Source organism: Bacillus sp. AK124 (assembly GCF_053903085.1).
On the sequence record NZ_CP096378.1, the window covers coordinates 4,126,279 to 4,140,000 of the forward strand.

12 protein-coding genes, 2 tRNA genes and 2 rRNA genes (1 of these 16 only partly in view) are annotated in these 13,722 nt (G+C 45.0%); 9 read left to right on the top strand and 7 right to left on the bottom strand.

Features of this window, described 5'->3' with window-relative positions; translation table 11 throughout:
* The first annotated feature begins 68 nt into the window (after positions 1–68).
* From M1E06_RS20650 to M1E06_RS20685, 8 genes are all read left to right on the top strand, one after another.
* A complete protein-coding gene (locus M1E06_RS20650; RefSeq protein ID WP_020449918.1) occupies positions 69–521 on the top strand; it encodes a DUF523 domain-containing protein in 453 nt (150 codons plus the stop codon).
* Positions 522–695: 174 nt separating this feature from the next.
* Positions 696–1,613 (top strand): N-acetylmuramic acid 6-phosphate etherase, encoded by a 918-nt coding sequence (gene murQ, locus M1E06_RS20655; protein ID WP_025810880.1) that lies wholly within the window; start codon positions 696–698, stop codon positions 1,611–1,613.
* Positions 1,614–1,631: 18 nt separating this feature from the next.
* The gene (locus M1E06_RS20660; RefSeq protein ID WP_025810881.1) at positions 1,632–2,489 is read left to right on the top strand and encodes a MurR/RpiR family transcriptional regulator; all 858 of its coding nucleotides are present in this window, start codon (positions 1,632–1,634) and stop codon (positions 2,487–2,489) included.
* A gap of 16 nt (positions 2,490–2,505) precedes the next feature.
* Positions 2,506–3,873 carry a PTS transporter subunit EIIC gene (locus M1E06_RS20665; protein WP_025810882.1) on the top strand — a complete coding sequence of 456 codons (1,368 nt, stop codon included), beginning with the start codon at positions 2,506–2,508 and terminating at the stop codon, positions 3,871–3,873.
* Positions 3,874–3,939: 66 nt separating this feature from the next.
* The gene (pbp4b, locus tag M1E06_RS20670) at positions 3,940–5,289 is read left to right on the top strand and encodes a penicillin binding protein PBP4B (RefSeq protein ID WP_035337457.1); all 1,350 of its coding nucleotides are present in this window, start codon (positions 3,940–3,942) and stop codon (positions 5,287–5,289) included.
* Positions 5,290–5,303: 14 nt separating this feature from the next.
* Positions 5,304–7,238: a glycoside hydrolase family 3 protein gene (locus tag M1E06_RS20675; protein WP_035337460.1), complete on the top strand. Its 1,935-nt coding sequence runs from the start codon at positions 5,304–5,306 to the stop codon at positions 7,236–7,238.
* On the top strand, positions 7,235–8,464 hold the full coding sequence (locus M1E06_RS20680; RefSeq protein ID WP_035337463.1) for an exo-beta-N-acetylmuramidase NamZ family protein: 1,230 nt from the start codon (positions 7,235–7,237) through the stop codon (positions 8,462–8,464). Before M1E06_RS20675 ends, M1E06_RS20680 begins: the two co-directional genes overlap by 4 nt.
* A gap of 118 nt (positions 8,465–8,582) precedes the next feature.
* Positions 8,583–9,452, top strand: coding sequence for a PhzF family phenazine biosynthesis protein (locus M1E06_RS20685; protein WP_025810886.1), 870 nt, complete (start codon positions 8,583–8,585; stop codon positions 9,450–9,452).
* Positions 9,453–9,481: 29 nt separating this feature from the next.
* Here the strand turns inward: M1E06_RS20685 and M1E06_RS20690 are convergent, their stop codons facing one another.
* From M1E06_RS20690 to M1E06_RS20700, 3 genes are all read right to left on the bottom strand, one after another.
* Positions 9,482–9,895, bottom strand: a complete 414-nt coding sequence (locus M1E06_RS20690; RefSeq protein ID WP_035337465.1) for a DUF5391 family protein — start codon at positions 9,893–9,895, stop codon at positions 9,482–9,484.
* A gap of 33 nt (positions 9,896–9,928) precedes the next feature.
* On the bottom strand, positions 9,929–10,870 hold the full coding sequence (locus M1E06_RS20695) for a bile acid:sodium symporter family protein (protein WP_095292699.1): 942 nt from the start codon (positions 10,868–10,870) through the stop codon (positions 9,929–9,931).
* Positions 10,871–11,021: 151 nt separating this feature from the next.
* Positions 11,022–11,243, bottom strand: coding sequence for a hypothetical protein (locus M1E06_RS20700; RefSeq protein ID WP_020449908.1), 222 nt, complete (start codon positions 11,241–11,243; stop codon positions 11,022–11,024).
* 175 nt (positions 11,244–11,418) lie between these two features.
* On the opposite strand from M1E06_RS20700, the gene M1E06_RS20705 reads away from it, so the two are divergent.
* A complete protein-coding gene (locus M1E06_RS20705; protein WP_216904533.1) occupies positions 11,419–12,588 on the top strand; it encodes a serine hydrolase domain-containing protein in 1,170 nt (389 codons plus the stop codon).
* A gap of 432 nt (positions 12,589–13,020) precedes the next feature.
* Here the strand turns inward: M1E06_RS20705 and M1E06_RS20710 are convergent.
* The 4 genes from M1E06_RS20710 to M1E06_RS20725 all read right to left on the bottom strand — a co-directional run.
* Positions 13,021–13,093: transfer RNA gene (locus M1E06_RS20710), tRNA-Thr, on the bottom strand.
* 2 nt (positions 13,094–13,095) lie between these two features.
* Positions 13,096–13,170: transfer RNA gene (locus M1E06_RS20715), tRNA-Asn, on the bottom strand.
* A gap of 43 nt (positions 13,171–13,213) precedes the next feature.
* A 5S ribosomal RNA gene (gene rrf / locus M1E06_RS20720) occupies positions 13,214–13,329 on the bottom strand.
* Positions 13,330–13,462: 133 nt separating this feature from the next.
* Positions 13,463–13,722, bottom strand: a 23S ribosomal RNA gene (locus M1E06_RS20725) (it continues 2,670 nt past the right edge of the window).

The following is a 13,722-nucleotide window of genomic DNA, read 5'->3' on the forward strand; positions in this document are numbered from 1 at the left end:
ATTGAGAAAAACGCAGAAATTTTGTTTAAAATAGGGCTATCTGATGTGCAAGAGAGGGGACGCGAAAAATGATACTGGTAAGTTCATGTCTGGCCGGGGTGGAATGCCGCTATAACGGATCGCACAGCTATGTGGGGAAAATCAATAAGCTTGTTGAAGAAAAAAAAGCGGTGATTGCTTGTCCCGAGCTGCTCGGCGGATTTCAAACGCCAAGGGAACCGGCCGAAATTATAGGCGGGTCGGGAGAAGACGTTTTAGACGGCAGGGCGGTGATCAAGACACAATCCGGAAAAGACGTAACAGGCCTGTATATAAAAGGAGCTTATCTAACATTGGAGATGGCAAGGCAAATCAAGGCTGATACGATCGTGTTGAAGGAAAACAGCCCGTCTTGCGGTAGCGGCCATATATACGATGGAAGTTTCTCAAGCCAAAAAATAGCCGGCAACGGCGTTACGGCGGCGCTTCTGAAAAAAGAAGGCTTCCGCGTGATTTCCGAACACCAAATAGACGAGCTGTAATACCTGAACATAAGCGCAGTTCATCTGCGCTTTATTTTATGTCGGCAATCCGTTGTTTAGAACTTCATTGAAATAAAATTTTAATATTTACCTTTTGTTATTGAAATAATATTCCACCCTTAATATACTGAAAATTAAGAAATATATGCACTTCATCATCAGGAGGAGTTGTCGATGGAAAACAGCCATTTAGGTTCATTAACGACCGAACGCCGGAATGAAAGATCCAGGCGCATTCACCAGTCAAAGACGATTGATATTTTGAAAATCATCAATGATGAAGACAAAACTGTGGCCGAAGCTGTACAAGAAGTCTTACCAGAAGTTAAGACCGCCGTTGACTTCGCCGTCGGGTCGTTAAAGAAAGGGGGACGGATCATCTACATCGGTGCCGGTACAAGCGGGAGACTCGGCGTACTCGATGCAGCTGAATGCCCGCCGACGTTCAGCATATCTCTCGAGTCGGTCATTGGCATCATTGCAGGAGGAGAAAAAGCTCTGTACAAAGCCGTGGAAGGCGCTGAAGATCACGAGGCATTCGGCAGACGGGATTTATCAGCCGTTAACCTCTCAAACAATGATACCGTAATCGGAATCGCCGCCAGTGGTCGGACTCCATACGTTCTCGGCGCTTTGAAGTATGCCAGGGAAAGTGGCGCCAAGACCGTCTCACTGACATGCAACAAAAACTCGGCGATCAGCCAGGTGTCAGATCACAGCATAGAAGTGGTCGTCGGCCCTGAAGTTATTGCCGGATCGACGAGAATGAAAGCAGCAACCGCTCATAAAATGATTTTAAACATGATTTCAACGGCGGCCATGATCAAAATGGGAAAAGTCTATGAAAACCTCATGGTAGACGTAAAAGTAAGCAATGACAAATTAAAGGAGCGGGCGATTCGCATCATCCAAACGGTCACAGGTGTTCCAAAAGAAGCGGCGGCACTAGCGTTAGAAAAATCCCATAACCAGGTCAAAACCGCCATCATCATGCTGAAAACAAACGAAGATGCGGCCGCTTCCGAAAACCTGCTTGAGAAATCAGAAGGCGATATCGAAAAAGCTCTATCCATTTATGAAGACCAAGTTTAAAGAAGAAAGGAAGAAACAATGGCTGCAGGAGGATTGGAAATCATTCAGAATATGCTTCACAGATTGCCGCAATCTGAACGAAAGCTTGCCGAATACATTTTGAAAAACCCACACGAGGTCGTAAACGGCACCATTCAAGAGGTGAGCTCTTCGGCTAAGACAAGCGGGGCGGCGGCAATACGGCTCTGCAAATCTCTGGGGCTGAAAGGCTTTCAAGATTTAAAAATGAGGGTCGCCGGCGATTTAATGAAACCGTCTGATCATGGATACCGGGATATCGAACCGCAAGAGCCGCTCCATTCAATCGTTCAAAAAACAACCAGCAATTCGATTCAGGCGATTCGCGATACCTTTGAAAACATTGACCACGAAGATCTTCAAAAAGCGATTCAAATACTGATCAACGCAGAAACGGTTCATTTTTGCGGGATCGGGGCTTCAGGAATCGTCGCACAAGATGCCCAGCAGAAATTTTTGCGCATCAATAAAAAAGCCACCGCTTTTAGTGATATGCATCTTGTCGCGACATTAATCGCCAATGCCGGCGAGAATGACGTTCTGTTTGCCATATCCCATTCAGGAGAAACACATGAAATCGCCAATGCAGTCAGACTCGCCAAAAAACATGGCATTAAAACCATTGGACTGACGCGGTTTGGACAGTCTGCTGTCTCTTCATTAAGCGATATCGCCCTGTATACGTCATGCTCAAACGAAGCGCCGTTTCGCAGCGCCGCCACCTCCTCTCGTTTAACTCAGCTTTACATGATTGACATTCTGTTTTTAGGCATAGCCGCGGAGCGCTACGAGGACATCATTCAGTATATTGATCAAACAAAAGCGGCCATCCGCATGATGGGAATGAGCGAATTGTAAAAAAGGGGGATATAAAATGAGCGATGAGAAAAAATATGCCGGCCTGGCAAAACTGATTTTACAACACATCGGCGGCCCGTCTAACGTCGCGGATTATACCCATTGTATGACGCGCCTGCGCATCACGCCTGTCAACAGTCAAAAAACCGACATCGGCTCAATCAAGGCGCTTGAAGGCGTGATTGGCGTCGTTGAGGAGGAAACGCTTCAGATTATCCTCGGCACCGGCGTCGTACAGCACGTATCAGACGAATTCGGGAAGTTGCTTCAATCCGCGGAAGACGTTGACTTAAAACAATCCGCAGCCAAACATAAAGCTGAGATTTCCAAGAAAAACGCGACGCCTTTTAAATTGTTTCTTCGGCGGATCGCAAGCATTTTTATACCGCTGATCCCCGCTTTGGTCGCCTCAGGCTTGATTACCGGAATCACCAAAGCCGTTATCCAAGCAGGCTGGCTCGCTGATACATCACAAACCGCCATTATTTTAACGGTAATAGGTTCAGGTTTATTTACGTATTTAGGCATCCTGGTCGGGGTCAATACGGCGAAAGAATTTGGCGGCTCCCCCGCACTCGGCGGATTAGCCGGTATTTTAATCATTAACCCGGCCGTTGGTGATATTTCGCTTTTCGGTGAAGCGCTTTTGCCGGGACGCGGAGGTTTAATCGGTATTTTATTCGCAGCTGCATTTATCGCTTTTCTCGAAAAACGGGTCAGGCGCATTGTACCTCATTCACTCGACATCATCATCACACCTACAGTCTCCCTTCTCATCACAGGAATCGTCACTTACGTTGTCTTCATGCCTGTCGGCGGCTTGATATCTGACGCCATTACGTCAGGACTTCTCGCCATCTTAGATCTCGGCGGCATTATCGCCGGCTTTGTACTGGGGGCCACCTTCCTTCCGCTCGTCGTAACCGGACTGCACCAGGGATTGACACCCGTTCATATGGAATTAATCAATTCAATCGGCGATGACCCGTTGCTGCCGATTCTGGCTATGGGGGGCGCAGGTCAAGTAGGCGCCGCTTTTGCGATCTATTTCAAAACAAAAAAAGCAAAGCTCAAAAGAGCCATTGCCGGCGGACTGCCGTCAGGCCTGCTCGGAATCGGTGAACCGCTCATATTCGGTGTGACTCTTCCACTCGGACGTCCGTTTTTAACCGCGTGCCTCGGCGCCGGAGTAGGTGGAGCCTTTCAAGCGTATTTCAAAATCGCGACCGAATCGATAGGCGTATCAGGTCTTCCTTTGTCATTTTTAGTCCATACCCACCAAGTTCTTTTGTATATTCTCGGTTTGTTTATTTCCTATGCTGCCGGCTTTGCCTTAACATATCTCTTTGGTTTTAAAGACGATATGGCAGTTGAATTTGATTAAACGTTTGTTTAAAATTCCCACTATGCATTTTTTGACAGAAAGGAGTGAAGCAAGCTGAAAAAGTTTATGATCAGCGCTGCAGCATCGTCCCTATTGCTGCTGACATGCTTTTTCCCGCTTCCGTCATCAGCACAGACTGCAATTGCGAACGAGACAACAGGTCAGCTGACATATCCCGTATTAACGAAGGCGAAAACACCTGAAAAAGCCGGTTTTTCTTCGGAAAAGCTTAAAGCCGTGGACCGTCTGATCGAACAGGATGTCAAAGCGGGCTTTCCCGGGGCTGCCTTGATTTTGATAAAAGACGGAAAAATCGTCAAAAAAGAAGCATACGGCTACAAGCAGAAATACAACGGCCTCTCGACGCTCAAACATCCAAAAAAAATGAAAGCAAACACGATGTTTGACCTCGCCTCCAATACAAAAATGTATGCCGTCAATTTTGCCTTGCAGCATTTAGTGAGCACCGGAAAGCTTGACTTGAACAAAAACATTTCACATTATCTTCCTAATTTCAAAGATCACCCGGAAGACGATGTAAAGGGAAAAAACCGGCTCCGCGTCATTGATTTGCTCCACCATCACGCAGGCTTCCCTGCAAGCTGGAACTATTACGACCCGAAAGCAGCCGGACACCTCTACTCTCAGTCACGGAGCAAAACGCTTGAATATCTTGTCAAAACCCCCTTGTCATATGAACCCGGCACAAAACAAATTTACAGTGACATCGACTATATGCTCCTCGGGCTGATCATAGAAAAAGTCACAAACGAGCGTTTAGATACCTTTGTTGAAAACCAATTTTACCGGCCTCTCGGGTTGCGGCATACTTTGTTTAATCCGCTCCAAAAGGGCTTTAAACCGCCGCATTTTGCAGCTACGGAACGAAAGGGAAACACCAGAGATGGCACCATCTTGTTTCCAAATATCAGAACTTACACGCTTCAAGGGGAAGTCCACGATGAAAAAGCGTTCTATTCAATGGAAGGCGTCTCTGGGCATGCCGGCCTTTTTTCCACCGTTGACGACGCAGCAGTGCTCCTTCAAGTCATGCTGAACGGCGGGGGTTACGGGAAACAGCATCTATTCAGCCGTTCGGTCATTTCACAATTTACTGAGCCGTCAAAAACAAATCCCACATATGGACTAGGATGGCGGCTTAACGGCAATACCGATATGGAGTGGATGTTCGGCAAGCACGCCAGCAACAAGGCATACGGCCATACCGGCTGGACGGGAACCGTCACTATCATCGATCCCGTGTATCAAATCGGCATTGTGTTGTTAACCAATAAAAAGCACTCTCCTGTCATCAACCCTAAAGAAAACCCGAATCAATTTGAAGGTGACGCATTTGCAACCGGAAAGTACGGCAGCGTCATTACAGCTATTTACGAGGCGTTACATCACCAATAGGAGGCGACCCTTATATGAAAAGATTTCTTCAATGCGCGTTGATTGCATTGCTGTTATCGTCTCTCGCTTTGCAGCCCGCCGCTCGCGAAGCAGAAGCTAAACAGCAGCCGGAACAACACCTCAAACAAATGGTCAGCAGCATGTCGCTTGAAGAGAAAATCGGACAAATGCTGATGCCTGACTTTAGAAACTGGAAGAAAAAAGGGGAATCGAACGCCAAAGGATTAACAAAAATGAATGACGAAGTCGCGGGAATCATTCAAAAATACCGGCTCGGCGGTGTCATTCTTTTTGCTGAAAATGTCACAGGCACAGAGCAGACTGTACGGTTAACGGACGGCTTGCAAAAAGCGAGTCCTGACATTCCGCTCTTTATCACGATCGATCAGGAAGGCGGGATTGTCACCAGACTTGAATCAGGCACAAACCTGCCCGGGAATATGGCAGTCGGTGCATCGCGAAGCAGCAAAAATGCCTTCAAATCAGGAAAAATCATCGGAAAAGAATTAGCATCGCTGGGCATCAACGTGAACTTCAGTCCTGTACTTGATGTCAACAACAATCCCGGCAACCCGGTCATCGGCGTTCGTTCTTTCAGTTCCAAGCCTGAGCTGACTTCAAAGCTCGGCATCCAGATGATGAAGGGCCTGCAGGACGAGCAAATGATCGCTACAGCAAAGCACTTTCCCGGACACGGCGATACAGCGGTTGACAGTCATTACGGATTGCCGCTTGTTCCGCATGATGAAAAAAGGCTGAGAAACATTGAACTTGCGCCATTTCAAAAAGCGATCGATGCAGGGATTGACATGATCATGACAGCGCATGTCCAGTTCCCCGCCTTTGACAATACAACCTATAAAAGCAAAAAAGACGGCGAGGACATCATGGTGCCTGCAACACTTTCCAAAAAAGTCATGACAGACCTTCTCCGCAAAGACCTCGGCTTTAAGGGCGTTGTCGTAACAGACGCTTTAAATATGAAAGCCATTTCTGATAATTTCGGACAGGAGGAAGCCGTCGTCATGGCTGTCAAAGCAGGAGTCGACATCGCCCTCATGCCCGCACAAGTCACATCGCTTGAGACCGAAAAAAATCTAGCGCGTGTATTCGAAGCTCTTCTGACAGCCGTTAAAAAAGGTGAGATCCCTATCGAACAAATCGATCAGTCGGTGGAGCGAATCCTTCAATTAAAAATAAACCGCGGTATCATCGATCACACCGGCTCCGAACCGCTTCAGAAAAAAATCAAATACGCCTTGAAAACGGTCGGCAGCAACAAACACATGAAATCCGAAAGGAAAATGGCAAGAGAAAGCGTCACCATTCTTAAAAATGAAAAAAGCACCTTGCCATTCAAACCGAAAAAAGGGGATACCGTCCTCATTCTCGCCCCATACGAAGAGCAAACAGCAGCAATCGCCAAAACCATCAGCAAAATAAAGAAAAACATCAAGGTCGTCGAATATCGATTTGCAGAAAAAACGTTTGATGAAGAGATTCAAAAGAAAATTGACGAGGCCGATTATGTCATCACAGGATCATATGTAGTCAAAAACGATCCTGTTGTGAACGACGGTGTCATTGATGACAGCATTCAAGACTCAAGCAAGTGGGCAACTGCTTTTCCGCGCGCCGCCATGAAATACGCTCAGGCAAACGGGAAAAAATTTGTCTTAATGAGCTTACGAAACCCTTATGACACGGCAAATTTTGAAGAAGCCGCTGCCGTGATCGCAGTATACGGCTTTAAAGGCTATGCAAACGGGCGCTTCAGGCAGCCGAATATTCCGGCCGGAGTGGAAGTTATCTTCGGAAAGGCAAAGCCTAAAGGAACATTGCCCGTAGACATTCCTTCGGTCACACGCCCCGGAGAAACCCTTTACCCGTTCGGCTACGGGTTGAATATTAAAAACGGCAAGCCGCTTCACAAAGGAGGGGCAAAATGAGAAAAAAAGCGATCTGGCTGCTTGCGGGAATGTTTGTTTTCAGTACATTAACCGCAGCAGCGGCCTTTCCGGACAAAGAAAAGAAAGCAAAGGTCTCACCGGGTATTGAAGTGATCATGAACAAGAAAAGCATATTAAAAGGAAAAAGGGTCGGTCTCATCACAAATCCAACCGGTGTCAATTCAGCATTAACAAGCAGCATCGATTTGCTTCACCAAGCCCCTGGTATTGAGCTGACCGCTCTCTATGGTCCAGAGCACGGTGTAAGGGGAGACGCTCAAGCCGGCGATAAGGTTGACTCTTATATTGATGAAAAAACCGGTCTCCCCGTCTACAGCCTTTACGGAGATACGAGAAAACCGACACCGGAGATGTTGAAAAACGTTGACGTCCTGCTATTTGACATCCAAGATGTCGGAACGCGGTTTTACACTTACATTTACACAATGGCTTATGCGATGGAGGCGGCAAAAGAAAACGGCATTCCATTCATTGTTCTTGACCGGCCAAACCCGCAAAGCGGCTTAAAAGTTGAAGGACCTGTCCTTGATCCAGATTATTCTTCATTTGTCGGAATGTATCCCATCCCTTTAAAGCACGGAATGACCGCAGGAGAACTGGCAAAGCTGTTTAATGACGAATTTAACATCGGCGCCGATTTAACCATCATCAAAATGAAAGGGTGGAAGCGACAGATGTTCTTTGAAGACACTGGTCTTCCTTTCGTCCTGCCTTCCCCGAACATGCCGACGCCGGATACGGGCATCGTCTACCCGGGCACAGGTTTAATTGAAGGAACCAATATGTCAGAAGGAAGGGGCACGACAAAGCCTTTTGAATTAATTGGTGCGCCCTACATGAAAAGTACGGAACTCGCCGAAAAATTAAACGGTCTGAAGCTTCCTGGCGTCCGATTCAGAGCCGCCTCGTTCACTCCGACATTTTCAAAGCATCAAAATAAACTGTGCCACGGGGTGGAGCTTTACGTGACAAACAGGTCCGCTTTTAAGCCTGTAAATACCGGTATCGCGATCATCAAAACCGTCCATGACCTCTACCCGGACGACTTTGAGTTCCTCCCTTCAGGCAATTTCAACCGTCTGATCGGGAATGGATGGGTCAAAGCTATGATTGAACAAGGCGCTTCAATTGATGAAATCGTCAATAAATACGAAGCAGATCAAAAACGGTTTATGAATATCAGAAAGAAGTATTTGCTTTATTAGGAAGAGCGGGATCCGCTCTTCTTTATTTTTTTAGACTGTTCAATGATTCTCATCTCATGTAAGATATGTAAAACTGCCTTTAGGGCAGGAAGGTCATTTTAAAGGGGAGAGACATCGGATGGAATTTTACCTTGTGGACGTGTTTGCAGAAACAAAATATACAGGAAACCAGCTCGCCGTTTTTAAAGCAGAAAAGAACCTATCAAGTGATAAAATGCAAAAAATAGCTAGGGAAATTAATTTTTCCGAAACAACATTTATATTAGGGAAACAGGAAAACAGCGGGTATGATGTCCGAATCTTCACCCCGGAAAAAGAAATTCCGTTTGCAGGACATCCGACGCTGGGCACAGCGTTTATCATAAAGAATGAAATCGAAACTGAACCATCTTCAAGCGTCATTTTAAATGTTCGAGCAGGCGCAATACCGGTATCGTTTGACAAAGGTGAAGATCAGATCATTTGGATGAAGCAAAATCCGCCTGTATTTAATCGAACTTTTGATAAAGAAATGATGGCAGAAGTACTCGGTATCGACACATGTGATATGGATTTGGATTTCCCGATACAAGAGGTTTCCACAGGTCTGCCAGCAGTTATCGTCCCGTTAAATTCGCTAAGTGCAGTTAAAAAATGCAAAATCAACAAGGATCGGTTTGAAGCTTTTATGAAAGAAACAGAAGCCAGTCTGCTCGTTTTTTCTACGGAAACCTATCATGAACAAAATCATATCAATACACGAGTTTTTTGCGACTGTCTCAGCGTTCCCGAAGATCCGGCAACAGGAAGCGCGATCGGGGATCTCGCAGGATATTTACTGCATCACGGTTATTTTAATCAAAATGACCTCAGCATAAGGGCTGAACAAGGGTATGAAATAAACCGGCCTTCCCTGCTTTATATTGAAGCGCATACAACGGAAAACAGCATAGAAATTCACATCGGGGGAAACGTCCACCTGATCGCAAAAGGAACTTGGCGAACTTGAACACAACGCGGGAAAGCGGTTTTTAAATATTAGAAAGAAGCAGCCGATGACGGCCTGCGAAAAGCGGCGACTAACCAAATCACATTCACGATCGCTGACAGAATGCAAAGGCATACGACGCCCAATAAAGCAGAAGCATATCCGCCAAAAGCGCCAATCAACATAACCACTGGAATCATGGTCAGCGTGATGATTAATCCAATTCCGCAAAGAACAGCCATTACAAACTTCATCGCATCAAACCCGGCCATATAAACAGCAAGGGGAAGGATATAAAAGAGTAAAACGGTTCCGATTGCCGCCCACATCCCCAAAGTGCCAAACTCATTAGCATGGGGGCCTGAATGAGCGAGCGGAGAAAGTGAAGCTGTGACTAATAAAGAACAAAACAAAAATGCGGAAATTAAAGTCCACATCATCACACTTACCCTATTGGTTTTCATTTTTTTCACTCCTGTAAGGTTTGAGTCTGCCAACTATGAGGGCAGACTCGTTTTTTTGTCTAAATGATACGTTTTTTTCAGCTCGCTTCTTGCAAGCAAATGCCCATATAGCGCAGCCAGGATCTGCTGAAACAGCATGCCGATGACAACGGGCACCGCCACTTGCGGCGGAAAAAATCCGGTGGCCAACACAGCGCCGGCGCTAATATTCCGCATTCCTCCGGTAAAAATTAAAGCCACGATTTCCTCCTGGGGCCGTTTCATCAGCCGACCGATCAGCCAAGCTGTCATGTAGCCAGTAAATGCCACCAAAAAAACCGTAACGGCTATCGTTAAAAACTTTAAATCGACGTTTTTCAGGTAAGGAGCGACAACTGAGCTGTTAATCGCCACCACGGCGGCTAACCCGATTTTCGAAAATGGAGCGCAATTTGCGCTTAAACGCGCTGTCCGCTCCGGTATTGAAAATTGATTGACGAGCATTCCTAACAAAGAAGGAATCACAATCATTCCGACTAAACCTTTCATCATACCGATTACATCCATTTCAACATGCGCCCCGGCCAGGATGGAAAGACTGAACGGAACGATGAAAGGCGAAAGAATCGTGTCCACTAAAATAATCGATAGGGTTAAGCCGATGTTTCCTTTATACATGGCAGCCCAAATCATACTCGTAATACCCGTCGGAATGACAACACCAAGGGTAAGCCCTGTAATCGTTAATGAATCTCCGCTAAACACAAGATGCCCCGTGCCCCATGCCAGAACAGGCATAAATATGTGCAAAACAAATAAAGCGAGTAGCATCGGCAAGGGATGAACCATCGCTGTTTTCAGCGACTGAAAATTTGCCCCAAGGCTGCCGGCAAATGTCATAAACGCAAAAATCCACGGCACAAGACCGGCCAGCCCATTTAAGTAATCCGCAAGCAACACCCCGCTGACAACACTTAAAGGCGTCAGTAAAGGCATAATCTTACCAAGTGTTTTATTGATCGTCTGAAGCATAGATGTAAAACGCCCGCTCTCTTTAAATCGAATTTACATTCATTATAACAAAAGATGGAATATCAAAACAGGAAGGGAATACAGAAAAGAAGACAGCAAGATGAAAGAGCAGCTTTTAGGCATAATGAGCTATGCTTCTTTTTTTATAGGGGAACACGGTTAAAATGGCCTCTATCTTAAACATTCTGAACTGCTGTTTTTGGAAGCAAAATGCTTTCACATAACCGTTTTTAATTTCTTTCACGAGAATCGCCCGTTTAGAAAAACTACTTTCTTTCATGTAAATGATTTCTACCGGAAAACCGTCTTCCATTGAACGATACAACAGCTTATTCATCGTCTCACCTCACATCTTTATTTTATAGGAACATTTGTTCTTATTCAAGTGTAAATAAAATGTAAATTTTGGCATTATCCCAAACTATGTATGAAAATATTAGCATTTTGAAGAAACTTTTTAAGGGGTTATTGCGTCAGTAAATACGTCACATATAAAAGAAGGAGTACCCGCCATGGCAAGAACATACAGAACGCGAATAAAGAAAAGAAAAAAGAAGAAAACAAAAAGAAGGCTCATCATTCTTTCCTTTCTTCTTGTTTGTGGGGTAATTTATCTTGCACTTCCAAGCGGTATGCGAGATCACCAAGAAAATCAACTACAGGCAACTGAAAAAAAAGAACAGCCTGAAGCAAAGAAGAAGACAAATCAAAATGAAACAAAAAAGAACCCTATCATCACAAAAAATGATAATGCTCAATTGGATCAATATTTAAAAAGCATTGGATTCAGCGGCACAGCATTAATTGTAGAAGACGGAAACGTTGTGACAAGCAAAGGGTATTTATATGCAAACCGCGAGGAAATGGTCCCCAATACACCGGACACCGTCTTTTATGTTGGGTCATCACAAAAAGCAATTATTGCAACGGCAATTTTACAGCTTGAGGAAAAGGGATTGCTATCAGTAAATGACCCCGTTTCTAAGTATCTTCCTGACTTTCCAAACGGCTCAAAGATCACCCTTTATCATTTCTTGACACACACATCAGGGATTAGGGGGCACAAAGAAGGCCACGGATATATTTCGCCGGAAGATTTAATGAAAGATATCGAAAAACGAGGCGTAAAATACCCAACTGGGAAATGGGATTATAGAGACTCCAATTACTCGGTTCTGGCATACATTGTCTCCATGGTAAGCGGTGAACCAGTCGATCAATACATCAAAATGCACGTTTTTAAACCTGCTGGTATGAAACACGCAGGCTTTTATAAAACATTTGCTAAAGAGTCAAATCCATCGACAGGGTATAAATTAAACCCGCAAAAAGAGCTTTATACGCCTGACATGCCGAATTTATCACAGCTTTATGGGGCTGGTGATATTTATATGACCGCTTATGATATGTATTTATTTGATAAAGCACTTTACGAAAGAAAAATCATTTCCAATGAAAGTTTTATGAAAATGTTTACGCCAAACAAAGCAACATACGGTATGGGCTTTTATGTGTCGCCGGGAAGCTATTCTAGTCACGGTGTCATGCCCGGCTATAACATATTAAACAGTTTCAGTCTGACAGGGAGCAGATACGTCATTCTATTTTCTAACATCCAAAACAACATCAAATCTTTTGGCAGTGTAAACAATCGGATCTTCTCTATTTTAAATGGATTTTAAACATATTTAAACAAGCTCTCTGTCATCCGAGTCAGAGAGCTTGTTTAATAGCAGAAAAAGTTTTTACGGTTAAAAGGGATTTTAATTATAAATATGGAAGATGGATAATAAATAATTTTCAATATAAAGGAAGGTTGTCATGTCTTTATTAACGCTTAGCAAAATCGTGACCGTTATTGGCGTTGTAGCATTATTTATATGGACTTTTAAAGACTCAAAACAGCATGAACCTGATACGTTAAAGTACGGGAGTTATATGTTGTTCCTTCTTGTTTTAGAAGTCGCAATTAACGTTTTATATGAGAGGGTATAGCAGTAAGCAGGCGTTAAGCCTGCTTTTATACATTCTATAAGTTGAAAGCAAAATATCATAAAACAAAAAAAGCTTTCTCCACCATAGGAGAAACCTTGTCATATCAACGTATTCACTTAAGCTTCCAAGCGGGCTCGAACCGCTGACCTCTTCCTTACCATGGAAGTGCTCTACCTGCTGAGCTATGGAAGCATTGGCTCCGCAGGCAGGATTCGAACCTGCGACCGATCGGTTAACAGCCGATAGCTCTACCACTGAGCTACTGCGGAATAAGATAAGCTTCAATTCATGCAGGGTAAAGATATATAAACAGCTTGGCGGCGTCCTACTCTCACAGGGGGAAGCCCCCAACTACCATCGGCGCTGAAGAGCTTAACTTCCGTGTTCGGCATGGGAACGGGTGTGACCTCTTCGCTATCGCCACCAAACTATTGCCTTCAGGACGAAGGTACTGGGCGTTCCTCACAGGATGTGAGGGCCTTTAGCCGAGTTTCCTTGCCTTTGGCTTTCTGAGAGGTGTTCTCTCAAAACTAGATAACGGTCAGACGATTCACAAACATTTAGGTTAAGTCCTCGATCGATTAGTATCTGTCAGCTCCATGTGTCGCCACACTTCCACCTCAGACCTATCAACCTGATCATCTTTCAGGGATCTTACTTCCTTGCGGAATGGGAAATCTCATCTTGAGGGGGGCTTCATGCTTAGATGCTTTCAGCACTTATCCCGTCCGCACATAGCTACCCAGCGATGCCCTTGGCAGAACAACTGGTACACCAGCGGTGCGTCCATCCCGGTCCTCTCGTACTAAGGACAGCTCCTC